Below are 21,888 nucleotides of genomic sequence, written 5' to 3'. Positions count from 1 at the left end.
CCACTTCCACTCTCAATGAAACTTGCGTCGCCAGGTCCTGGCGCTCACGCATCCTCATCCACATCCGAGTCCAGCCATGCGCTCCGCGACGCGCGCAGCGCGGAGTGGGATGAATGACTGCCTTGTCACATGCGCGACTACTGCCATGGGACCAGATCGTGCGCGGACCCATGCCGCGTGAAGTGCGAGGGTGACATCTCATGGGGTGCCATTCCCCGGTGATGACGCACCAGGAAGCGAAGCGTTTTCGGCGCCTTTCTTTTGCCTACCTTTCTTTGGCAAGGACAAAGAAAAGTAGGTGCCGCCCCGCACAGGGGCAACGCAAATAGACCGACGTGAATACAAGGAAAGGCTAACAAAAGGCTCAAAACGCGCAGGAGGAAGCGCCATTCGGCAAGGACGCCCCGAAGGAAGCCCCTTGGGGGGACAAAGAAAAGCAGGTGCCGCCCCGCACAGGGGCAACGCCAATAGACCGACATGAATACAAGGAAAGGCCAACAAATCCAGACCCACAAAAAAAACGAGAACCACAAAAAAACCCGCAAGCCTCTTGCACAAACCCCCATATGGGTGAATGATCAAAACCCCGCTGCAGCATGCCCAAACCGGGAAGCAAAAGCAAAAAGCCAGAAGACAGAATGTCGACATCAATCCCTTGCCCCGCAGTCGAATCTCTCGACGCCATCCTCCCTGAAGAACCCTTGCTGATGATGGGCGCGGGCCCCGTCCCGATCCCTGCTGCGGTGGCGAAGGCGAACACCATCGTGATCAACCATCTGGGCGCCACGATGGTGAAAGTGATCGGCCAGGTGAAAACAATGGCCCGCTACGTCTTCCAGACCAATTCAAAATGGGTCCTCGGCGTCGCGGGCCCGGGCTCGGCCGCGATGGAAATGGCAATCTCCAACCTCGCCTGGAACGGCACGCGCGTCCTCGCGATCAAGAACGGCTTCTTCAGCGAACGGATGGCGGAAATGGGTCGCCGCGTCGGCGCTCACGTCGCGCTGCTCGACGTGCCCGACGGCGAAGTCGCAACCCTCGAACAGGTCGCCGCAGCAATCCATCGCGAGCGTCCCGAGATCGTCACGATCGTGCAGGGCGAAACGTCGAACACGGTGTGGAACCATCACCTGAAAGACATCGCGGCACTCGCGAAAGCGGCCGGCGCGCTCGTCATCGTCGACGCCGTCTGCACACTCAGCACGATGCCGCTTGAAATGGACGCGTGGGGTATCGATGCCGTTATCACCGGCGGTCAAAAAGGCCTGTCGTCGATCCCGGGCGTGTCGCTGATCGCGTTTTCTGATGCGGCGTGGGCACGCGTCAAAGGCCGCACGCAGCCGAACGCCCACTGGTGCCTCGACGCGTCGCTCGCCGAGAATTTCTGGCACAACGCCGGCTATCACTACACGGCGCCGGTGTCGGGCGTGCTCGCGCTGCACGAGGCGCTGCGGCTCGTCTGCGCGGAGACGCTGGAGAAGCGTTTTGCGCGTCACCTGAAATGCTCGGTCGCGTTGCAGGAAGGTGTCACGTCGATGGGGCTAAAGCTCTATGCGCCGCCTGCGTGCCGTCTGAATTCGGTCGTCGGTATCGAAGTGCCGCAAGGCTTGAGCCCTGGCGACATCTGCGGCCACATCTCACGGCAGCATCAGGTCGAAATCTCGGGATCGTTCGGCTTGCCGATCGTGCGCATCGGCCAGATGGGCGAGCAGTGCCGCGAACATAACCTGTTCCGCACCGTGCATGCGCTGGGCCGCACGATGGTCGATCTCGGCGTCGCCGTGGATCTGCCGGCCGGCGTCGCTGCACTCGAAAAGTCGTTGTCGGGCGGATCGCGAGGTGCAGCCCGCGCAGCGTGAATACAAAAAAGCCCGTGCTGAAATAATCAGCACAGGCTTTTTGGGCTGGCCCGCAACGCCTGACGCTACAACGCAGCCGGCGCGTTCGATATACGCGTGTGCCGCAGATACAGCATCGCCGAAAGACCGACTGCCATTGCGGAAGCGATCGCCGCGAACAGAAACACCGACGCATAACCGAACTCTCCGGCGATATAGCCCGCGAGCGGCCCGGTAATTCCCAGCGACAGATCCAGAAACACCGAATACGCCGACAGCGCCGCACCACGGCTCGCCGGCGGCACCAGCGCGACCGCTTCGACGCCGAGCGCCGGAAACACCAGCGCGAAACCGAAGCCGGTGAGCGCGGCACCCGCCAGCGCGAAATGCGGCTCAGGCGCGAGCCACAGCATCAGCAGCCCGACGCACTCGAACGCAAACGAAGCGATCGCAACGCGAAAGCCGCCGTACGTGCGAATCGTGTTGGCAAACAGAAGACGCGATCCGACGAACAGCGTGCCGAACACGGTCAGCGAAAGCGCCGCGTTCGGCCAGTGGCGCGCCGCATAGAAGAGTGTGATGAACGTGGCAATCGAACCAAAGCCGGCCGAGCCGAGCGCTAGCCCGATGCCATGCGGCAGCACGCGCGTGAACACGCTGCGATACGACATGCGTTCACCATGCACGACAGGCACCGGCGCGATCGGCCGGGCGAGATAGAAGCCGAGCGCCGCCAGCGCGAACACGACAAAGCCAAGCGCCTCGAACCCGACCGCATGGACAATCGCCACACCAAGCGGCGCGCCGATGGCGAGCGCTCCATACGTTGCGATGCCGTTCCAGGAAATCACCCGTGCGTTGTTCGCGGTACCGACGCGCCCGATGCCCCACAGGATCGCGCCCGTGCCACACAGGCTTTCGCCGAAGCCGAGCACGAGGCGGCTCATCACCAGCAGCACGAGGCTGATCACCGGCCAGCGTCCGCACAGCACGGCAGCGAGCAGCAGCACGCCGCTCACGCCGCACCCAATCAACCCGATCGTGACGGTCTTCTTCGGCCCGAGCGTGTCGGCCGAGCGACCGGCGATCGGACGCGATGCGAGCGTCGCGAAGTACTGCACGCTGATCGCGAGACCCGCGAGTATCGCGCTGTAGCCGAGGTCGTCGTGGACGTAGCCCGGCAGCACGGCGAGCGGAATGCCGATCGTCAGGTAGCAAAGAAACGTGAAAAAGACGACCGGAATGATCTGAAGCGTGGTCGCAAATTCACTGCGAGATGAGGCGGAGTCGGCGGACATGGGGAAAACGAGACTTGAAAACGCCAGAAAGCCGTGATTTTCCCATGGAATGGGACGTTCTGCAGGATTCACTTAATATTTTTGCCCCTTAAAAAACAGTGCCGTATGAGATCGGACCCATCCAGGTAGCCAGTTTTCGCGCGCATTTCCTCAAACAATTTTTCCAGCGTCTGATACGTAGAGCACAAACACGGCATAAATTCGCAAAACACGCCAGAACAGACAGATCAATATAAGCATTCGCGGTAAAACCCGATGTGATTTATCGCCGCAACGATATGCCCCGCATGCGACCGCCGCTATGGGTTGCGAATATTGATGATGTTAGTTTTCGAGACATCAACTGCATGACCGTCCCCACGGACGCAGAGAAACCGGGAAGAGACATGAGCCAGCCGATCCGCTTTTACCACCGCAATGCGATTCGCGAAGTCAGCGACGCGCCCGTCACCCGCACTGTCCTGCAATATCTGCGCGAGGACGCGCACTGCACGGGCACCAAGGAAGGCTGCGCCGAAGGCGACTGCGGCGCGTGCACGGTCGTGATTGGCGAGCGTGACGAAGCGGGCGGCGTGAACTTCAAGACGGTCAACGCGTGCATCCAGTTTCTGCCGACGCTCGACGGTAAGGCGCTTTTCACCGTCGAAGATCTGCGCCAGCCTGACGGCTCGCTGCATCCGGTGCAGCAGGCGATGGTCGACTGTCACGGTTCGCAGTGCGGTTTCTGCACGCCGGGCTTCGTGATGTCAATGTGGTCACTGTATGAGAAGCACGGTCACGAGCATTCCTGCGCGAACAGAACGGTGCCGTCGCGCACCGATATCAGCAACGCGCTGACGGGCAATCTCTGCCGCTGCACGGGCTACCGTCCGATCGTCGACGCCGCCGTGCGCATGTTCGACGCGCAGCCGCCGAAAGCGCCCGTCGATATCCCCGCGCTGGCCCGCACGCTTTCAACGATCGAACGCGCGGATACCTTCCATTACGAGCACGCCGGCCAGCAGTTCGACGCGCCGCGCACCGTCGAAGCGCTCGCGCAGATCAAGGCCGCGCAACCGGCGACGCGCATTCTCGCCGGCAGCACCGATATCGGCCTGTGGGTCACGAAGCAGATGCGCGATCTGGGTAACGTCGTCTACGTTGGGCAGATCGAGGCGCTGCAACACATCGAAACCTCCGCCGACTGGATCGAGATCGGTGCCGGCGTCACGGTCGAAAGCGCGTACGCCGAACTCGCGAAGCAGTATCCGGAGCTGACGGAAATGTGGCAACGCTTCGCGTCGCTGCCGATCCGCAATGCCGGCACGCTCGGCGGCAACATTGCGAACGGTTCGCCGATCGGTGATTCGATGCCCGGTCTTATCGCGTTGGGCGCGCGCGTCGTGCTGCGCGGCAATGACGTCGAACGCGAACTGCCGCTCGAAGACCTGTACCTCGCATATCAGAAGAAGGACATGGCGGAACATGAGTTCGTCGTCGGCCTGAAAGTGCCGACGCGCACCGGCAGGCGCAGCAACCTGCAATTCCGCACGTACAAGATTTCAAAGCGCTTCGATTCCGACATTTCGGCTGTTTGCGCCGCGTTCTCGTTTATCGCCGATGGCGAGACGATCCGCGAGCCGCGCGTCGCGTTCGGCGGCATGGCCGCGACGCCGAAGCGCGCAACGCATGCCGAAGCCGTGCTGAACGACGCCGTCTGGCACGAGGCCACGGTACAGGCTGCGATGCTTGCGCTCGGCAAGGACTACGCACCGCTCTCCGACATGCGCGCCACCGACGCGTACCGTCTCGAAGCGGCGAAGAACACGCTGTATCGCTTCTGGCTCGAAACGCGTCCGCACGATCCGCTGGCGAAAGAAGCGCTCGATGTGCGTGCAGTCGTTGCCGCAGGCGCGTAACGAACAGGATACGGAGAACATTCGAATGAACCAGCAAGCTGAACCGTTCCTGAAGGACGCCCAGGCGCGTGAAGACCTCGCCGATTTCACGCAGGTCCACGTCTCGCGTCCGCACGAATCCGCGCATCTGCATGTGAGCGGCCGCGCGACCTATACCGATGACATTCCGGTCGTCGCCGGCACGCTGCACGCCGCGCTCGGTCTGTCGGCGAAGGCGCACGCGAAGATTGTGTCGATGTCGTTCGACGCTGTGCGCGCGACGCCTGGCGTCGTCGCTGTTTTCACCGCCGGGGATATTCCGGGCACCAACGACTGCGGCCCGATCATCCACGACGATCCGGTGCTCGCGGACGGCGTCGTGCAATACGTCGGCCAGCCGATGTTCATCGTCGTCGCGACCTCGCATGAGACGGCGCGGCTCGCGGCGCGTCGCGCGCAGGTCGTCTACGAGGAGTTGCCCGCGATCCTGACGGCGCAGCAGGCGCGCGCCGCGCAGTCGTACGTGCTGCCGCCGATGAAGCTCGCGCGCGGCGATGCCGGTGGGAAGATCGCGCGCGCATCGCATCGTGAAGCCGGCGAGATGACGCTCGGCGGCCAGGAGCAGTTCTATCTGGAAGGCCAGATCTCGTACGCGGTGCCGAAGGACGACGACGGCATGCACGTCTGGTGTTCGACGCAGCATCCGAGCGAAATGCAGCATATGGTCGCGCATCTGCTCGGCGTGCATTCGCACAATGTGCTGGTCGAATGCCGGCGGATGGGCGGCGGTTTTGGCGGCAAGGAATCGCAATCGGGTCTGTTCGCGTGCTGCGCGGCGCTCGCTGCATGGAAGCTGCTGTGCCCGGTCAAACTGCGTCCGGACCGCGACGACGACATGATGGTCACCGGCAAGCGCCACGACTTCCACTATACGTACGAAGTCGGCTACGACGACGCTGGCCTGATCGACGGCGTCTCGGTCGACATGACTTCGCGCTGCGGCTTCTCCGCCGACCTGTCCGGCCCGGTGATGACGCGCGCCGTCTGTCACTTCGATAACGCGTACTGGCTGCCGGACGTTTCGATTGCAGGGCAATGCGGCAAGACGAACACGCAGTCGAACACGGCGTTTCGCGGTTTCGGCGGACCCCAGGGCGCGTTCGCGATCGAATACATCATGGACGACGTCGCGCGTGCGACAGGTCTCGATTCGCTCGACGTGCGCCGCAGGAATCTTTACGGCAAGACTGAACACAACCTGACGCCGTACGGCCAGACTGTCGAAGACAACGTCATCCACGAGCTGATCGACGAACTCGAAGCGACCAGCGACTACCGCGCGCGCCGCGAATCGATCCGCGAATTCAACGCGAAGAACACGATCCTGAAGAAGGGTCTTGCGCTCACGCCGGTCAAATTCGGCATCGCGTTCAACGTGACGCACTTCAACCAGGCCGGCGCACTCGTCCATATCTATACCGACGGTTCGGTGCTCGTGAACCACGGCGGCACGGAGATGGGGCAAGGGCTCAACACCAAGGTCGCGCAGGTCGTCGCGCATGAACTCGGCATTCCGTTCGAACGCGTGCGCGTCACCGCGACCGATACCAGCAAGGTGGCGAATACCTCGGCGACGGCCGCGTCGACAGGTTCCGACCTGAACGGCAAGGCCGCGCAGGACGCCGCGCGTCAGTTGCGCGAGCGCCTCGCCGCGTTCGCCGCCGGGAAATTCGGCGCGGGCGAAGTGAACGCCGCGAACGTGCGCTTCGCGAACGATAGCGTCGTGGTGGGCGATACAGTGGTGCCGTTCGAAGAGATCATCGCGAAGGCCTACGTTGCACGCGTACAGTTGTGGTCAGATGGTTTCTACGCGACGCCGAAGCTCTACTGGGATCAGGCGAAGCTGCAAGGCCGGCCGTTCTACTACTACTCGTACGGCGCGGCTGTGTCGGAGGTCGTGATCGATACGCTGACCGGCGAAATGCGCGTGCTGCGTGCGGACGCGCTGCATGACGTGGGCGCATCGCTGAACCCGGCTCTCGACGTCGGCCAGGTGGAAGGCGGGTTCATCCAGGGCATGGGCTGGCTCACCACCGAGGAACTGTGGTGGAACGCAGGCGGCAAGCTGATGACGCACGCGCCGTCCACCTACAAGATTCCGACCGTGAATGACACGCCGCCGGACTTCCGCGTCAACCTGTTCAAGAACCGCAATGCGGAGGACAGCATCCATCGCTCGAAAGCGGTGGGCGAGCCGCCGCTGCTGCTGCCGTTCTCGGTGTTCTTCGCGATCCGCGATGCGGTGGCGAGCGTCGGCGACTACAAGGTCAATCCGCCGCTCAACGCGCCCGCGACCAGCGAAGAGATTCTCAAGGCCGTCAATGCAGTGCGCGCGGCCAGTGCGGATCGTCGCTGAACACGGAGCGATGAAGATGCTCACGACGAACGTTGATGCCTCGATTCAGCCTGGCCGCCGCAGCACGGCGGCGGTCCCGCGGCCGGCGCTGCCGCCGGTGCACGTCGTGCTGTTCGGCGCGGGGCATGTCGGTCATGCGCTGGTTGCGCTGCTGGGCAGCCTGCCGTGCGTCGTCCAGTGGGTCGACGAGCGTGACGAACTCTTCCCCGACGAAGTCCCCGCCAACGTGCAGATCGAAGCCACCGACACGCCGGACGCGATCGTCGATCAGGCGCCCGCCGGCGCCTACTTCCTCGTGATGACGCACAACCACGCGCTCGATTTTTCGCTGGCGGCGCGCATCATGCGGCGACGCGACTTCGCCTACTTCGGGATGATCGGTTCGAAGACGAAGCGCGTGAAATTCGAGCGCCGGTTGATCGAGCGTGGCGTCGATCCGGAGCGGCTCGTCGAGATGACCTGCCCGATCGGGGTCCCGGGTATCGTCGACAAGGCGCCGCCGTCGATTGCGATCGCGGTGGCCGCGGAACTGTTCAAGGTGCGCGCACGGCAGGCTGCTGTCACGTCGTGCGAACCTCGGCGCCTGCATCTGCCGCAATTAGAGAAAGCGTGAGCGGGGAGCCGTGCAACCCGGGTTTCCGGTTGCACGCTATAGACGCGACGCGATGCGACGCCGCCAGGCCCGGGCTGTACCCGGTCTGCGAATACCTCGCCCAGCAGTTGCGCTGAAAAACCGCGACGCCTGCAGGCCGACGCTGGCGCCAGACGATGCCGCGTCTATCGCCCACCGACGCTCGCCACGACCGCCCGCGTCTTCTTCCCCCGCCCGGCCCCACGGGCCACCAGCTCCTCCGACACCTGCGCCATCAACCCGCGCAGCCAGCCGATATCGCTCGGCCGGTCCGGCTGCGGATGCCACATCTGATAGCACTTGATGCGCGGAAACGCGATCGGCGCCTCGACAACCGCCAGCGGCAGAATGTGCGCGTAGTGCATCGCGAAGCGACGCGTCGTCGTGAAGATCAGGTCGGATTGCAGCAGCACCTGCGGCACGAGCCCGAAGTAGGGCAGCGTCGTGACAATGCGTCGTTGCGCGCCGGCCTTCGCGAGGCCGACATCGATCGCGCCGGCGTTGCCGCCGGTGTACGGCGTCGGCGCCAGATGCGCGGCGTCGAGATACGCGTCGCGCGTGAGCGGCGCCTGCGCGAGCGGATGATCGGCGCGCATCAGGCACACGACAGTGTCCGAAAACAGGTCGCTCCGTTCGAAACGTGCGTCAGGTTTTGCCCAGTTGCCGATCACGAGGTCGAGTTCACCGGCATCGAGTGCGGCAGTGTGATCGAGCGTCGGATACAGCGACTCGATTTCCAGACGGGCATGCGGCGCCGCCTCGCGGAACTGCGCGATCACGGTCGGCATGAAGAAGTCGTTCAGATAATCCGGCGCCGCGACGCGAAACGTACGACGCGAGCGCGCCGGATCAAAATCGCCATGCGGCGTCGCGACGAAGTCGACTTCGCGCAGCACACACTGCGCCGACGCCAGTAGCGATTCCCCATATTCGGTCGGCACCATGCCCGACTTGCCGCGCACGAGGATCGGGTCGTTCAGCGTTTCACGCAGCTTGCGCAACGCGGTGCTGATCGCCGGCTGGGTCTGGTTCAGGCGCAGCGCGGTCTGCGTGACGCTGCGCTCGACCAGCAGCGTACGCAGCACGCGAACGAGCCAGATATCGAGGGAGGCGGCGGTATCGTCCATGCGTCAGCAGGCGTATCAGGCTGTCAAAGGGGATTGAGACGACGCGTCAGGCAACCCGCTGCCGGACGACAGCGCGGATTACCTCGCATAGTCCATAACCTTAGCCCTTTGCGGCGCGCCGGCCATAGCGCGCGCGGTATGGCCGGCATCAGGTCGCGCGTGCGTTGGGCGGACCCGCGCGCCGCCATGACGGGTAACGATCACTCGACATGGACGCAACCCGCGCATGCCGACCGCGCAACGACCGCGTGACACTCGCCGGTCGCGTCAGACGGCCTGCGTCAACCCCGACGGCAACGAGCTGATCCGCTTCACTTCCTTCGAATCGAGCCAGTTCGGCGTGCGTGCACAGTACAGCACCATCGGCAGCGCGTCTTCGCCCCAGAACAGCTGCTTGTTCATCCAGAAGGTGGGCACGCCAAACACGCCGAGCATCGTCGCTTCAGTCGTGTTGCGGCGCAGTCGCTCCTTCGTTTCCTCGAGTTCGATCATCGCCGGACCGTCCGGCAGCCCGACGCGTTCGCACAGCGCGGCGAAGCCTTCGTCCGTCGACGGATCGCGGCCGTCGCGCCAGATGAAGCGGAAAATCTCGCGCACGCAGACCAGATCGGCCTGGGCGGCCGTCGCGAGGAGCAGCGCCTTGGTCGGGTCGAACGGATGCGCGGGCGGCATCCGGAACGGAATGCCGAGCTGTTCGGCCCTGAAGAGCGCGTGCCGATAGATGAAAGTGCGTTTCCCGGGTACCGTGCCCGGCGGGCGCTGACCCCAATGCTTATACAACTCGTTCAGCGAGACGGGCGTGAGCGCGAACGGCACATCCGGCCATTTCTCATGCTGTTCGAGCAGGAGATAGGTGAACGGCGAGACAAAGTCGTAAAACCATCGCGGTTGCGTGGTGTCGATAGCGTGCGTCATGTCTGTCTCCCTGTTTTGGGCGCCGTTCTGCGCGTCTGGCGGTTTCACTTTGATCTTACGCAAAGGCGGGCGCGCTTGCACCTCGTCCGCTTCGAATGTTTTTTTCAGCGGACGCCGAAAGTCGTGCTTCTGGTTTCCGTCCAGGCGATAAACGTTGTCTTGTGCCGCATCCGTCACGCAGTCTGTGTCGGCGCGGCGGGCGGCGGCGCGGTGGGGTCGTCATCGTCGTGGTGGTGCGGGCTGTCGTCCGGTTTGGCGTGCGCGTCGTCGCGGGCGGCGCTGTGCGCGGCGGCGGCAGGCTCTTCGCCGGGCGTCTCGTGCGGATGATCGAGCCGGCTGCGCACGAAGCCGATATGCTCGCGCAGCACATAGAACTGGTCCGCGTACGCGAGTGGCATCTTGAGTCCGTTCACCGCGTCTTCGATCGCATCGAGTCGCGCCATCAAGGCCTTTTTGTCCGTCGGCGACGTTTCGCCCATCGATTCCCGTTCGATCGCGATCAGCGTGCCGTACCAGCGGTAGATGCGTGACTTCACGCGCCACGCATAGAGCGACGGCACGAGCCGCAGGCCCGGAATCAGCACCACGATGATCGGCACCAGCAGCACGATCAGACGATCGGCAAGGCTCGCGAGCCAGAACGGCAGCGAGCGGTACAGAAAGCTCTTGCCCGACTTGTAGTAACGGGCGGCGTCGTCGCTGATGGGGAAATCGTGCGCGAGCGGCGCGGGAAACTCGCCGGCGCGTTGCATGATGTTGGCCTTGCCGTGCACCTCGCGCGCGGCTTCGATCAGCAGATCGGAGAGCGCCGGATGCAGCGAGTCGCGTGCGACCAGTTCGGTGGTCGGCGCGACCGTGTGAATGTCGAGCGCCGGCAGGTTGCGGCCAAGATCGAAGGAACCCATCGGGAACGTGATCGCCGTCAGATACGGGAAGCGCCGGGTGTAGGCGTCGGTCTGCGTGAAATCGAAGAACTGCACATTGGGCGTGCGGTTCAGCTTCGCCATGGTGGGCGGTTGCGCGGAGTCGCCGGTGAGAAATGCCGCATCGACCTTGCCGTCGATCAGCGCCTGCGCGGCGTCGTCGCCGGAAAGCGGCAGCAGTTTCGTCGGACCACCCTGCACGATGCCGTTCGCCTTCAGCAGCGCGAGCGAGAGCTCACGCGTACCGCTACCTTCAGCGCCGACGGCGATCCGCAGGCCCTTGAATTCCGACAGCCGCCGGATGAACGGCCCGTGGTAGAAGATCGCGACCGGCACATAAGAGACGCTGCCCAGCGACATCAGACCTTTGATCGCCGAGGGCGGCGCGATGCCGTCCTGCACGAAGCCGACATCGACCTTCGAATTCGGATCGGCGAGGCGCTTCAGGTTATCGAGCGAGCCTTCCGACGACAGCACGGTCAGCGTGATGCGGTTGCGCGCCAGGATTTCCTTGTACTTTTGCGCGGCGTTCCAGAAGGAGCTGCCTTCCGGGCCGGCGCTGATGGTGAGCGTATTGGGCGGCGCGGGCTGGATCAGGCGCACGGCGAGGTAGATCGCGGCGGCGCTGATCAGCAGGATCGGGCCGAACGAGACGGCCAGGTCGCGCCACGAGATCGCGACGAAGCGGGCCACGAGGCGCGGAGCTTTACGGTCGGTGGGGCCGGGGCGGCCTCTGGAAAACTTCATCGGGTCGACGGGGCAGCAGGGCAGACGGACGGTGAAAAAACGCGCCGCGCGATGCCGGCAGGCAGGCGGCGCACGCTCGCGCCGATGGTACATGAGATTGACGGCCCGACGAGCGCCCGGGCAAGCTGGACACCGGACAAACGCGTAACAAATCGTGAACTGGACGTGAAACGCGGCTGAACCGGACGTGAGCTGGATGTGAACAAGGCGTGGCCTGCGCGTACACAGCACGCATCGCCCGTCTCGTTAAACCCTTTGCGCTTCTGGCCCGGCTAGATTAAATTGTGCGTCGCTGCCGCAAACCAGCGTATGCGTAGCGCGACCCGGCCGTTCAGAAGAGAACCGGGAGCGCCCGTCATCCTGCGGCAGGCCGGTGAACGCTCCGCCTTCGGTTCGCGTCGCCGTCGCCTCTCCTGCCTCTCGCACACCGTGTCGAAGCCAAAGTCGGCCGTCGCCTGCCGCGTCCGCGGACGCTCTGCGACCTGGCCGCCGGTAGTCGTAACGAAGCCGCGGGTAGATGCGGTCCAAACCGAAGTAAAAAGGAGAAGTCATGAAATCGGTCGATTTTCTGAAGGCGCTGGGTGGAGTGGTGTGTGTCGTGGTGGCGTGCAATGCGTACGCGCAGTCGAGCGAAGCCCTGGCGGCGAGCGGCACGATGGCCGCACCGTCCGCTCAATCCGCGAAGAAGACGGATCGCTCGCTGGGCCTCGCCGTGCGCAAGGCGCTCAGCAAGAGCTCCGTTGACGTGTCGAGCATTGCCGTGCGTGCGCGCGGCGGCGTTGTGACGCTGACCGGCACGGTGCCGGACGCCGGCCAGATCGAGAAGGCCGGCACGATCGCGCAAGGCGTTGCCGGCGTGACGTCGGTGAGCAACAAGCTGTCGGTGGAGCAGCAGTAACCGGCGCGTGTCTGGCCGTGTTGGGGCGAAGGTCCTGATAGCGCCAGTCGCGAGCCTTCAGCGCTCACGCTTCGTTCACGCAAACGAAGCATGAGCGCTGACCCGAACGGGCCCCGGTGAAAACCGGGGCCCGTTTTCATTGCGCGCCCCGCACGGGCGCGAATGCGGTCACGGTCAGTGAAGGAGCGGTGAACGTGCCGAAGTAAGCGTCTGCACACGTACCATGTCGCCTGATCCGCTTCGTGCGCCTGACAACAGAATGTCTTCTTTGCAGCGCATACTGTGGGATCAGGCTTCCGGAGAGGCGGGGAGAAGCGACATGGCTCATCAGGACGATAGCGACCTGCCGACCGGCGAACAGGCGGCATTCGAACTCGCGTGCGAGCGGTACGGCTTTTCGAGCCGACAGTTCGAGATCACGAACTTCGTGGACGACACGAGCGGCGTGCACGGCCGCTTCGTGACAGTGCGCCGCTATGGCGGCCGCGCGCAGTCGTATCACGCGGATAGCGTCGGTCAGTGGGTGAAGGAGTTCGAGGTCGACCTGACCTGCCGGTTCTTCAAATAACGCGTGGTGCGCCCGGACGGCCCGCTTCGAGCAGGCGGCCGGGGCCCGGCGCTTCAGCTCATCACCAGTTTCGCGCCGACGAGCGTCAGCGTAGCGGCCAGAAGATTGCGCAGCAGCGCGTCCGGCGCACGCGACGACAGATAGCTGCCCACGGCGATGCCCGGCAGCGATCCGACCAGCAGTGACAGCAGCAGCGACCAGTCGATCGAACCCAGCAGCCAGTGTCCGGCGCCCGCGAGGAGCGTCAGCGGCACCGCGTGGGCGATATCCGACCCGACGATGCGCTGGGTCGGCAGCGCCGGGTACAGCAGCAACAGCACCGTCACGCCGATCGCGCCCGCGCCCACGGAGGTCAGCGAGACCAGCGCGCCCAGAATCGCCCCCGTCAGCACGGTCAGCCAGAATGTGCGCACCGGCGCCTCCGGTCGCTCGCGGCGCGCGGCGAGGCGCGCCAGCTGCGGCCGGAACACGAGCGCCACGGCGGTGATAAGCAGCGCCGCACCGAGCACGACCTGAATCAGCGTGCTCGTGCGCGGGGTGTCCATCCCGTACCGGTGCAGCAGAATCAGCGTGATGGTCGCGGCGGGCACGCTGCCGGTGGCGAGGCGCAGCGTCACGCGCCAGTCGATCGAGCCTTTCAGACCGTGCACGAGCGTGCCGGTCGCCTTGGTCGCGGCGGCGTACAGCAGATCTGTGCCGACGGCGGTCGCGGGATGGATGCCGAACAGCAGCACAAGGAGCGGCGTCATCAGCGAGCCGCCGCCGACGCCCGTCAGCCCGACGAGAAAGCCGACACCGAGGCCGGACAGCGAATACAGCAGATTGATATGGGGTAGTGACATCGGGTCGTGGCTTCGCTGACCGTGGGCGGTCTGAAAAAAGGCGGATCGCTTCAAGGGCGTGCTTCGAGGGCGCGCTTAGAGGGCGAAAAACCGGGGTGGACACCCGCGAGCGGGCGCGGCGACAATCCACTATTGTCGCAAAAGCGGCGGTCCCGCGTAATGGGCACGCGCGGAGCGTGCGTCATTGCCGGCCTGCCAGTGCAAATCTGTCGGGCAAAGCGGCTATGTAAGGTCCGCCAGAATCGTTGGCTTCCGACCTGTTTCCGGTCGATAAGTCAGTCGAATCGTCAGTCGATCAATCCGTTGATAAGTCAGTCGAAAAAATGAATCCCGGTGTCGGTTACGCGTTGCTTGCTTTTACGTTGTGGGGCCTGTTTCCGCTCTACTTCAAGTCGTTGCACCAGATTTCCGCGCTCGAAATGCTCGCGCACCGGATGGTCTGGTCGATGCTGTTCCTGTTCATCGTGCTGACCGTGCGGCTGCAATGGCGCTGGCTCGGCCCGGTGCTGCGCGACCGGCGTCTGCTCGCGCGCTTCGCGGCGAGCGCCGTGCTGCTGTCGACCAACTGGGGGATCTATATCTGGGCCGTCAACGCCGGACATATCGTCGAGGCGAGTCTCGGCTACTTCATCAATCCGCTGATCAACGTGCTGTTCGGCCTCGCGTTTCTCGGTGAGCGCCTGCGTAGTGTGCAGTGGCTGGCGGTGGCGATCGCGACGGCGGGCGTGGTTTGGCTCACGTGGGAAAACGGCCACTTGCCGTGGATCAGCCTTGCGCTCGCCGTGAGCTTCGCGGGCTACGGCCTGCTGCGCAAAACCGCGAAGCTCGGCGCGCTCGAAGGGCTCACGCTCGAAACCGTGCTGCTTTTTCCGGTCGCGGTGCTGTATCTCGCGCTGCTCGCCGCGCGCGGCGAGAATGCGTTTGTCAGCGCTTCGTGGGGCGTCGAGTTTCTGCTCGCGATGGCGGGGCCGATCACCGCGATTCCGCTGCTGCTGTTCGCGGCCGGCGCGCGACGCATTCCCTACTCGATGCTCGGCCTGATCCAGTACGTGACACCGACACTGCAACTGCTGATCGGCGTGGCGATCTATCGCGAGCCTTTCAGCGGTGCGCAGTTGATCGGCTATGGCGCCATCTGGATCGCGCTTGCGGTGTACTCGCTCGAAGGTGTGTGGCGCTCGAAGTTTTTGTCGCGGATAACGTAAAGCTGGTGCGGCCCCTTGCCTCACAGCGAATCCCGCGCGAAAGTGGATTTTTTGCACGCGCTGTCGAAATGCGCTTCGCTGGCGCGTCATTGCATCGAGCGGAAAATGCGCTCGCACTTTTTTGTGAGAGGACAGCCATGAACTTCACGATGCTGCTGTATGAAACGCCCGAAGGTTTCGCCCGTCGCACTGATCCGGACGCCGAAAAGCGCGAAGCCTACCATGCGGCCTGGCCGCGCTACGTGCAGGCGCTTAGCGAGGCCGGCGTGTTCGTCACGGGTGCGGGGCTGCAACCGCCGGGCAACGCGACGACGGTGACAATCGGCGATCCGCGTCGCGTGCAGGACGGCCCATACGCCGACACCAAAGAGCAACTGGGCGGCTTTTTCATGATCGACGTGCCCAATCTCGATGCCGCGCTCGAATGGGCGGCCCGCATTCCGGCGGCGCCTGGCTGCGTGATCGAGGTACGGCCCAACATGGTGCCGGGCTAAGCGGCCCGCGCGCGACCCCGCACGAAAGGCTCACGCGATGAATGAACCGCATCGCACGGTCGAGCGGGTCGCGCGCGACTCCCGCAGCCGCCTGATTGCGTTTCTCGCGGCGCGCTCGCATGACGTGGCCGCCGCGGAAGACGCGCTCGCCGACGCGTTCCAGTCGGCGCTCGAAACCTGGCCGCGCGATGGCGTGCCGGAGCGGCCCGAAGCGTGGCTGCTGACGGCGGCGCGGCGTCGGCTGATCGACGCGTCGCGTCACCTGCGCGTGCAGGTGGCCGCGCTGCCGACGCTGCTCGCCGTCGCCGACGAAGCGCGGGAACTGGTCGCACACGATCTGCTGTTTCCCGACGAGCGGCTGAAGCTGCTCTTTATCTGCGCGCACCCGGCTATCGATGCCGCGGCGCGCACACCACTGATGTTGCAGGCCGTGCTCGGTCTTCCTGCCGCGCGCATCGCCTCTGCGTTTCTCGTTCAGCCGGCGGCGATGGGGCAACGCTTAAGCCGCGTGAAGAACAAGATCCGCGATGCGGGCATCGCCTTCGATCTGCCGAAGCCAGCCGATCTGCCGGCACGTCTCGACGCCGTGCTCGAAGCAATCTATGCGGCTTACGGCAGCGGCTGGGACGATGTCGCGGGCGCTGATCCGCGTCGTCGCGGGCTGGCGACGGAAGCAACCGATCTCGGTCGTCTGCTGCTGCAACTCATGCCCGACGAACCCGAAGTGCAAGGCCTGCTCGCGCTGATGCTGTACTGCGAATCGCGGCGCGATGCGCGGCGTGGTGCTGCCGGCGAATACGTGCCGCTATCGGAACAGGACACGCAGCGCTGGTCGCAACCGATGATCGACGAAGCGGAAACATTGCTGATGGCAGCGAGCGGCGCGGGCCGCATCGGACGGTTTCAGCTGGAGGCAGCGATCCAGTCGGTGCATGCGCGTCGGTCTGCGGCCGGCCACACGGATTGGGAGGCAATCGCGCTTTTCTACGAAGGCCTTGTCCGCATTGCGCCGACGATCGGTGCGCTCACCGGACGCGCCGCGGCGGTTGGAGAGGCACGTGGCCCAGAAGCGGGGTGGGCGTTGCTCGAAGCGATTCCGGCAGAGGTCGTGGCGAGCTATCAACCGTATTGGGCACTCGCCGCGCATCTGCTGACGCGCATGCAGCGGATGCAGGAAGCGCAGGCCGCGCGTGACCGCGCTATCGGGCTATGCGAAGACTCAACCATGCGTGATTTTCTCGTGCGGCAGGGCGCATCGCCGCGATAGCACATTGAAACGCCGCCGTTTTCGCTAACCGCCACGCGACATCCGCTGCTGCGCCCGACGGGCTTCTTCATCGGCGATATCGAGGAAATCGAGAATCAGCGGATTCGCCTCGTCCGCTCGCGAAAACCGATAGACGGTGAGCGTATCGAACCCGCCTATCGGCACGCAGCGCAGGCGCGCCGGCAGCGACGCGAACACATACGCCGCGCCCAGCATCACGCCCAGCCCCTGTTCGACGAGCGTCATGCCGACCTGTGCCTGCGTCGTCTCGTAGACAAAGTTCGGCGTAAAGCCGCTCGCCCGGCAATGTCCGACGACGGCGTCATACAGCGGCGCATTCACCTGGCGCGCGAACACGATCAGCCGCTCCGCAGCGAGATCGTCAATGCGCAGACGCGCCAGCCCGGCGAGCCGGTGATCGTCGCGCATCAGGATCGCCCAGCCCGCTTCGAGTAGAGGCGCCGAGCGAAGCGTACCGTCGACGGGCAGCGGCCCGATAGGCACACCGAAACCGACGTCGATCTGGTGCTTCGTCAACGCGTCGAGCTGTTGCGTTGCAGTCATTTCATTGCGCACGATTTTCACGTCCGGATACAGCGACTGCAGGCGGATCAGCGAAGGTGGAACGAACGGCAGGTTCGTATATTCGACGAGACCTATCGTTAACTGGAATGACGTGTGCTCCCCGGCGTCACGCGCAAGACGCAGTGATGCTTCGATCTGTGCGAAGGCTTTGTCGACCCCATCATGAAGTGCTTCACCGGCCGGTGTAAGCGACACTTGTCGCCGGTCTCGCGTGAAGAGCGGCACGCCGACGAGTTCTTCGAGCCGCGCGATCTGCTGGCTCAGCGCCGGCTGCGTGATGAACGCGAGTTCGGCGGCGCGGCCGAAATGCAGTTCCTTCGCAAGGAGCGAGAAATAGCGCAACTGGCGGAGTTCGATCGCCCTCATCGGGGCCTCGCTGATGGATGGTGAAGGGTGTCCGCGCAGGTTCTTCACGCGCGCGCTGGACGCTACATCTTACCGGGCCAACCCGCCCATTAGCCGCGCTTATCGAACGTGCGTCGATTTCGAATTGGGCATTGGGCCGCGTTGCGCACAGACTTCCTGCTGAAGCGCGGATCTCACCCGCCGTGCAACCTTCAAGGAGAATCGAAATGAAAACATGGTTTATCACGGGCGTCAGCAGCGGTTTCGGTCGCGCCATCGCCGATGCCGCACTCGCGCGCGGCGACCGGGTCGCCGGCACCTTGCGCGACGAAGTGCAGCGCGTGCAGTTCGACCAGCTCGCGCCGGGCCGCTCGTTCGGCGTGCTGCTCGACGTGACCCGCCATGACGACGTACAGCGGGCTGTGGCCTCTATCGAAGCAGACGTCGGCCCAATCGATGTACTCGTCAATAACGCGGGTTACGGTCACGAAGGCACAATCGAAGAAACGACACTCGACCACTATCGCGCGCAGTTCGACGTCAACGTGTTCGGCGCGGTGTCGGTGATCCAGGCCGTGCTGCCGTTCATGCGCGCGCGTCGCAGCGGCCACATTATCAATATCACGTCGATGGGCGGCATCGTCACGTTTCCGGGTCTCGGCGTATATCACGGCAGCAAGTTCGCGCTGGAGGCGATCAGCGAGACGCTCGCGAAGGAAGTCGTGGGCCTCGGCATCCGGGTGACGGCGATTGAGCCGGGCGCCTTCCGTACCGACTGGGCAGGTCGTTCGATGACGCGCGGCGCGCAGACCGTCGCTGACTACGAAGCGCTCTTCGCGCCGTTGCGCGCCGCGCGCGCGGAACGCAGCGGCAAGCAGCCCGGTGATCCGGCGAAGGCGGCCGCAGCGATCCTGAAAATTGCCGACGAGGACACGCCACCCGTGCATTTGCCGCTCGGCACGGATGCGTTGTCGTTCATCCGGTGCAAGCTCGACGATCTGCGGAAGGAAATCGACGCGTGGGAAACGGTCAGTGCGGGTACGAACTTCGAATGAAGCTCGCGTGAAAACCGGGCGGCGTGACCGCCCGGCATCGCGATAAATTAACGCTTCTTTTGCGCTTCAGCGACGTGCGGCGCTACCTTGATCGGCGTTGAGCCAAACGGTGTGGAAGCGGGCGTGGCCTTCTTCGCCTGTTTGGGTTTTTTGACTTCGCGATTGCTGCGTAGTTGACCTTTTGCCATGACGCTACTCCCGTTGCGTTTATCGCTGACCAGATGGTTCGAGCGTCCCATGAGTGTGCGCTGATTCGGCCTTGCTGTCGCGCATCATTTTTGCTTCGGCAGGGCGACCACCCTGCTGTCATAAAGCGCGTGTTTCATCGCTCGCTTCGGCACGCCGGATTGAATTCCGGAATGTCTGTACATCCCCTGCGAAGGGTATACAGTGGGTTAATGTTGCGACGCAGCAAGCGTTGCATCGTTCGACCTGCAGGTCTCTTCAGGAGACACTCGCCTCCGAATCCCTTGGACGCACGTGCCAGGTCGATTCGGGAGCACTCAATGAACACGGTAGTTGAACAGTCCACCGCATTTGGCCAGCGCAGTTTCCCCGTTCTTTTCGGTCTGCAGCTCGAAGCCTTCGAGCGCCTGCAAAAGCTGACGCAACTCAATCTCGCCACGATGAAAACGTCTCTGGATGAAGTGCAGGGCGCGTTGTCTTCCGGCCAGTTTGCTTCGGCGCCTTTCGTCACAAGCGCTGGCATGCCAAAGCAGATTCTCGATCGCAGCGCGGCGTATGCCCATCACGTGCAGGAAATCGACACGAAATTTCAGGCGGCCGTGATCGACGCGAGCCAGGCCATGTTCGAGCAGTACAAAACGATGTGGTCGCAATTCGCGACGAACATGGGACACACCGAACCGTTCGGATCGAATGGCTTGATGAGCGTCATGCAACCCGCTGTTGCGGCGTTCAACCAGTCGCTGGGCGCAATGCACGAGTCGTTCCGTTATGCACCCGATACTGCGCCCGCGCCTTCGGATGCGAATAGCCAGCATCAGGTCGAAGCCTGAACGCTGATGATTTCGCGTGTCCATTCGAAGCATGAAAGGGGACATGTGCGGAGACGTGCGTCGAACAGGTGTTCGTCGCATGGCGAGTCGTTTTCGCCTTTATAGAAGGAGTACATCATGAACGATGACCAGGTGAGCGCAGAAGAGATCGCGGAGAGCCGCAGGTTGCGGCAGGCCGCGCAGGATGCAACAGATGACGGCATGCCGTCCGCACCCGAAGCGAAAGCGCTGGCGGCTGTACAGATCCGCTACAAGGCGACGCGGCGATGGGCGACGCGCGCATGGCAGTCGATGGCAGAGCGCGGTCGCACGCATTCGTAGTTCGGTCGTTCTAAAGACAAACCCTGATTGCTGCGATGAATTGCCCGCTGCTATCGTTTGCTCGTCTTGTGGAAGCGCTTCCACTCCGCGCCCCGCAACGATCCGTACTAACGATTGCGTGCAGGAGAATCCGTGGCACACGACGTATCTGCTCTCTCCGACGACGTGTTTTCGCCGCCGTCCGATTCCGCGCTCTGGCGCAGGGATTTTTTGCTGGGCGCGGCGACTGCCGCTTACCAGATCGAAGGCGCCGCGCAGGAGGATGGCCGGCTGCCATCGATCTGGGACACCTTCTCGTCGATCCCCGGGAAGGTGCTCGCCGGCGACACCGGCGCGGTAGCCTGCGACCATTACAACCACTGGGAAAGCGACCTCGACATGCTGTCGGCGTTGAATGTCGACGCGTACCGTCTGTCGATTGCGTGGCCGCGCGTGATGGATGAAGCGGGCCGGCCGAACCAGAAGGGTCTCGATTTCTATAAGCGTCTGCTAGGCCGCCTCAAGGAGAAGGGCCTCAAGACGTTCGTCACGTTGTATCACTGGGACTTGCCGCAACATCTGGAAGATCGCGGCGGCTGGCTCAATCGCGATATCGTCTATCGCTTCGCGGATTATGCCGACCTGATGAGCCGTGAACTGGCCGGTCAGGTCGATGCATGGGCGACGCTGAATGAGCCGTGGTGTTCGGCGTTTCTTGGCTACGGCAACGGTCATCACGCCCCGGGTCTGGCGAACGGCCGCTTCGCCACGCAGGCCATGCATCATCTGCTGCTCGCGCACGGCATGGCAATGCCGGTGCTGCGCGCCAATGATCCCGCGTCGCAGAAGGGCATCGTTGCGAACATCGGTCGCGGCACAGCGAACGCCGACAGCCCGGCTGACCGTCGCGCCGCGCATCTGTTCGAGGTTCAGCACAACGCGTGGGTTCTCGATCCGCTCTTGAAGGGCGCGTATCCGGAAGATCTGTTCGAACTGTGGCCAGGCACTGATCCGCTCGTGCTTAAAGGCGACATGCAGACCATTTCCGCGCCGCTCGATTTCCTCGGCATCAACTATTATTTCCGCACGAACGTAAAGAGCGACGGCGCGCACGGCTTCACCGAAGTGCCGCTGGAAGGCGTCGAGCGTACGCAGATGGGCTGGGAAGTGTATCCGGATGGGCTGCGCGATCTGCTGATCGGCTTCAACGAAACATACGCCGCGTTGCCGCCGATTTACATTACGGAAAACGGCATGGCGTCGGACGACAAGGTGATCGATGGCCGCGTCGATGATCCGCAGCGTATTTCGTTTCTCAAGCGCCATCTTGCTGCAGTCGATCAGGCCATCAAGAAGGGCGTCGACATTCGCGGCTATTTCGTGTGGTCGCTAATGGATAACTTCGAGTGGGCCTTCGGCTATGAGCGACGCTTTGGCGTCGTGCATGTCGATTACGATACGCAGAAGCGCACCTTCAAGCACAGTGCCGAACTGATCGCAAAGTTTCTGAAAGAGCGCGCCGCGCGCGCCTGAGCCGG

The 21,888-nt window shown here is 63.7% G+C and carries 20 protein-coding genes; 13 read left to right on the top strand and 7 right to left on the bottom strand.

Annotated features, from left to right (window positions below):
- Positions 1 to 638: 638 nt before the first annotated feature.
- Positions 639 to 1,859 carry a pyridoxal-phosphate-dependent aminotransferase family protein gene (locus P3T21_RS07365; RefSeq protein ID WP_429255273.1) on the top strand — a complete coding sequence of 407 codons (1,221 nt, stop codon included), beginning with the start codon at positions 639 to 641 and terminating at the stop codon, positions 1,857 to 1,859.
- A 65-nt stretch (positions 1,860 to 1,924) separates the two neighbouring features.
- On the opposite strand, the gene P3T21_RS07360 is transcribed toward P3T21_RS07365, so the two are convergent.
- Positions 1,925 to 3,136: an MFS transporter gene (locus tag P3T21_RS07360; protein WP_429255272.1), complete on the bottom strand. Its 1,212-nt coding sequence runs from the start codon at positions 3,134 to 3,136 to the stop codon at positions 1,925 to 1,927.
- A gap of 386 nt (positions 3,137 to 3,522) precedes the next feature.
- On the opposite strand from P3T21_RS07360, the gene xdhA reads away from it, so the two are divergent.
- Genes xdhA through xdhC form a run of 3 tightly spaced genes read left to right on the top strand, consistent with a single transcriptional unit; the run spans position 3,523 to position 8,042 of the window.
- Positions 3,523 to 5,034 (top strand): xanthine dehydrogenase small subunit, encoded by a 1,512-nt coding sequence (xdhA, locus tag P3T21_RS07355; RefSeq protein WP_429255271.1) that lies wholly within the window; start codon positions 3,523 to 3,525, stop codon positions 5,032 to 5,034.
- Positions 5,035 to 5,059: 25 nt separating this feature from the next.
- Complete coding sequence (xdhB, locus tag P3T21_RS07350; protein ID WP_429255270.1) at positions 5,060 to 7,429, top strand: xanthine dehydrogenase molybdopterin binding subunit; 2,370 nt, start codon at positions 5,060 to 5,062, stop codon at positions 7,427 to 7,429.
- Positions 7,430 to 7,439: 10 nt separating this feature from the next.
- Positions 7,440 to 8,042 (top strand): xanthine dehydrogenase accessory protein XdhC, encoded by a 603-nt coding sequence (gene xdhC / locus P3T21_RS07345; protein WP_429255269.1) that lies wholly within the window; start codon positions 7,440 to 7,442, stop codon positions 8,040 to 8,042.
- Between the two features lie 164 nt (positions 8,043 to 8,206).
- Here the strand turns inward: xdhC and P3T21_RS07340 are convergent, their stop codons facing one another.
- The 3 genes from P3T21_RS07340 to P3T21_RS07330 form a co-directional block, all read right to left on the bottom strand.
- The gene (locus tag P3T21_RS07340; protein ID WP_429255268.1) at positions 8,207 to 9,187 is read right to left on the bottom strand and encodes a LysR substrate-binding domain-containing protein; all 981 of its coding nucleotides are present in this window, start codon (positions 9,185 to 9,187) and stop codon (positions 8,207 to 8,209) included.
- A 267-nt stretch (positions 9,188 to 9,454) separates the two neighbouring features.
- Positions 9,455 to 10,102: a 2-hydroxychromene-2-carboxylate isomerase gene (locus P3T21_RS07335; protein WP_429255267.1), complete on the bottom strand. Its 648-nt coding sequence runs from the start codon at positions 10,100 to 10,102 to the stop codon at positions 9,455 to 9,457.
- A 173-nt stretch (positions 10,103 to 10,275) separates the two neighbouring features.
- The gene (locus tag P3T21_RS07330) at positions 10,276 to 11,772 is read right to left on the bottom strand and encodes a TAXI family TRAP transporter solute-binding subunit (RefSeq protein WP_429255266.1); all 1,497 of its coding nucleotides are present in this window, start codon (positions 11,770 to 11,772) and stop codon (positions 10,276 to 10,278) included.
- A 550-nt stretch (positions 11,773 to 12,322) separates the two neighbouring features.
- On the opposite strand from P3T21_RS07330, the gene P3T21_RS07325 reads away from it, so the two are divergent.
- A complete protein-coding gene (locus P3T21_RS07325) occupies positions 12,323 to 12,670 on the top strand; it encodes a BON domain-containing protein (RefSeq protein WP_429255265.1) in 348 nt (115 codons plus the stop codon).
- Positions 12,671 to 12,989: 319 nt separating this feature from the next.
- Positions 12,990 to 13,238, top strand: a complete 249-nt coding sequence (locus P3T21_RS07320; protein ID WP_429255264.1) for a hypothetical protein — start codon at positions 12,990 to 12,992, stop codon at positions 13,236 to 13,238.
- 53 nt (positions 13,239 to 13,291) lie between these two features.
- Here P3T21_RS07320 and P3T21_RS07315 read toward each other — a convergent pair whose 3' ends face one another.
- Positions 13,292 to 14,080: a sulfite exporter TauE/SafE family protein gene (locus tag P3T21_RS07315; protein WP_429255263.1), complete on the bottom strand. Its 789-nt coding sequence runs from the start codon at positions 14,078 to 14,080 to the stop codon at positions 13,292 to 13,294.
- Between the two features lie 323 nt (positions 14,081 to 14,403).
- On the opposite strand from P3T21_RS07315, the gene rarD reads away from it, so the two are divergent.
- From rarD to P3T21_RS07300, 3 genes are all read left to right on the top strand, one after another.
- The gene (gene rarD, locus P3T21_RS07310; RefSeq protein WP_429255262.1) at positions 14,404 to 15,285 is read left to right on the top strand and encodes an EamA family transporter RarD; all 882 of its coding nucleotides are present in this window, start codon (positions 14,404 to 14,406) and stop codon (positions 15,283 to 15,285) included.
- A gap of 137 nt (positions 15,286 to 15,422) precedes the next feature.
- The gene (locus P3T21_RS07305) at positions 15,423 to 15,779 is read left to right on the top strand and encodes a YciI family protein (RefSeq protein WP_429255261.1); all 357 of its coding nucleotides are present in this window, start codon (positions 15,423 to 15,425) and stop codon (positions 15,777 to 15,779) included.
- 37 nt (positions 15,780 to 15,816) lie between these two features.
- Complete coding sequence (locus P3T21_RS07300) at positions 15,817 to 17,046, top strand: RNA polymerase sigma factor (protein WP_429255260.1); 1,230 nt, start codon at positions 15,817 to 15,819, stop codon at positions 17,044 to 17,046.
- 24 nt (positions 17,047 to 17,070) lie between these two features.
- Here the strand turns inward: P3T21_RS07300 and P3T21_RS07295 are convergent, their stop codons facing one another.
- Positions 17,071 to 17,997 carry a LysR family transcriptional regulator gene (locus P3T21_RS07295; RefSeq protein WP_429255259.1) on the bottom strand — a complete coding sequence of 309 codons (927 nt, stop codon included), beginning with the start codon at positions 17,995 to 17,997 and terminating at the stop codon, positions 17,071 to 17,073.
- Positions 17,998 to 18,203: 206 nt separating this feature from the next.
- Here P3T21_RS07295 and P3T21_RS07290 point away from each other — a divergent pair, with 206 nt between their 5' ends.
- Positions 18,204 to 19,031 (top strand): oxidoreductase, encoded by an 828-nt coding sequence (locus P3T21_RS07290; protein ID WP_429255258.1) that lies wholly within the window; start codon positions 18,204 to 18,206, stop codon positions 19,029 to 19,031.
- Between the two features lie 47 nt (positions 19,032 to 19,078).
- Here the strand turns inward: P3T21_RS07290 and P3T21_RS07285 are convergent, their stop codons facing one another.
- Entirely contained in the window at positions 19,079 to 19,219 is a 141-nt protein-coding gene (locus P3T21_RS07285) for a hypothetical protein (protein ID WP_228874496.1), read from the bottom strand.
- A gap of 318 nt (positions 19,220 to 19,537) precedes the next feature.
- Here P3T21_RS07285 and P3T21_RS07280 point away from each other — a divergent pair, with 318 nt between their 5' ends.
- From P3T21_RS07280 to P3T21_RS07270, 3 genes are all read left to right on the top strand, one after another.
- Positions 19,538 to 20,050 carry a phasin family protein gene (locus tag P3T21_RS07280; protein ID WP_429255257.1) on the top strand — a complete coding sequence of 171 codons (513 nt, stop codon included), beginning with the start codon at positions 19,538 to 19,540 and terminating at the stop codon, positions 20,048 to 20,050.
- A 117-nt stretch (positions 20,051 to 20,167) separates the two neighbouring features.
- Entirely contained in the window at positions 20,168 to 20,371 is a 204-nt protein-coding gene (locus P3T21_RS07275; protein WP_429255256.1) for a hypothetical protein, read from the top strand.
- A 132-nt stretch (positions 20,372 to 20,503) separates the two neighbouring features.
- Complete coding sequence (locus tag P3T21_RS07270) at positions 20,504 to 21,883, top strand: GH1 family beta-glucosidase (RefSeq protein ID WP_429255255.1); 1,380 nt, start codon at positions 20,504 to 20,506, stop codon at positions 21,881 to 21,883.
- The last annotated feature ends 5 nt before the right edge of the window (positions 21,884 to 21,888 follow it).

Origin of the sequence: Paraburkholderia sp. GAS334 (genome assembly GCF_050436625.1) — a bacterium.
In the GTDB taxonomy this organism is placed as follows: Bacteria; Pseudomonadota; Gammaproteobacteria; order Burkholderiales; family Burkholderiaceae; genus Paraburkholderia.
Note: the sequence above shows the minus strand (reverse complement) of the source record. Positions and strands in the feature narration are given on the sequence as shown.

Coding starts and splice junctions, on each gene's coding strand:
- P3T21_RS07365 (WP_429255273.1), top strand. CDS start 639: ATGTCGACATCAATCCCTTGCCCCGCAGTCGAATCTCTCGACGCCATC.
- P3T21_RS07360 (WP_429255272.1), bottom strand. CDS start 3,136: ATGTCCGCCGACTCCGCCTCATCTCGCAGTGAATTTGCGACCACGCTT.
- xdhA (WP_429255271.1), top strand. CDS start 3,523: ATGAGCCAGCCGATCCGCTTTTACCACCGCAATGCGATTCGCGAAGTC.
- xdhB (WP_429255270.1), top strand. CDS start 5,060: ATGAACCAGCAAGCTGAACCGTTCCTGAAGGACGCCCAGGCGCGTGAA.
- xdhC (WP_429255269.1), top strand. CDS start 7,440: ATGAAGATGCTCACGACGAACGTTGATGCCTCGATTCAGCCTGGCCGC.
- P3T21_RS07340 (WP_429255268.1), bottom strand. CDS start 9,187: ATGGACGATACCGCCGCCTCCCTCGATATCTGGCTCGTTCGCGTGCTG.
- P3T21_RS07335 (WP_429255267.1), bottom strand. CDS start 10,102: ATGACGCACGCTATCGACACCACGCAACCGCGATGGTTTTACGACTTT.
- P3T21_RS07330 (WP_429255266.1), bottom strand. CDS start 11,772: ATGAAGTTTTCCAGAGGCCGCCCCGGCCCCACCGACCGTAAAGCTCCG.
- P3T21_RS07325 (WP_429255265.1), top strand. CDS start 12,323: ATGAAATCGGTCGATTTTCTGAAGGCGCTGGGTGGAGTGGTGTGTGTC.
- P3T21_RS07320 (WP_429255264.1), top strand. CDS start 12,990: ATGGCTCATCAGGACGATAGCGACCTGCCGACCGGCGAACAGGCGGCA.
- P3T21_RS07315 (WP_429255263.1), bottom strand. CDS start 14,080: ATGTCACTACCCCATATCAATCTGCTGTATTCGCTGTCCGGCCTCGGT.
- rarD (WP_429255262.1), top strand. CDS start 14,404: ATGAATCCCGGTGTCGGTTACGCGTTGCTTGCTTTTACGTTGTGGGGC.
- P3T21_RS07305 (WP_429255261.1), top strand. CDS start 15,423: ATGAACTTCACGATGCTGCTGTATGAAACGCCCGAAGGTTTCGCCCGT.
- P3T21_RS07300 (WP_429255260.1), top strand. CDS start 15,817: ATGAATGAACCGCATCGCACGGTCGAGCGGGTCGCGCGCGACTCCCGC.
- P3T21_RS07295 (WP_429255259.1), bottom strand. CDS start 17,997: ATGAGGGCGATCGAACTCCGCCAGTTGCGCTATTTCTCGCTCCTTGCG.
- P3T21_RS07290 (WP_429255258.1), top strand. CDS start 18,204: ATGAAAACATGGTTTATCACGGGCGTCAGCAGCGGTTTCGGTCGCGCC.
- P3T21_RS07285 (WP_228874496.1), bottom strand. CDS start 19,219: ATGGCAAAAGGTCAACTACGCAGCAATCGCGAAGTCAAAAAACCCAAA.
- P3T21_RS07280 (WP_429255257.1), top strand. CDS start 19,538: ATGAACACGGTAGTTGAACAGTCCACCGCATTTGGCCAGCGCAGTTTC.
- P3T21_RS07275 (WP_429255256.1), top strand. CDS start 20,168: ATGAACGATGACCAGGTGAGCGCAGAAGAGATCGCGGAGAGCCGCAGG.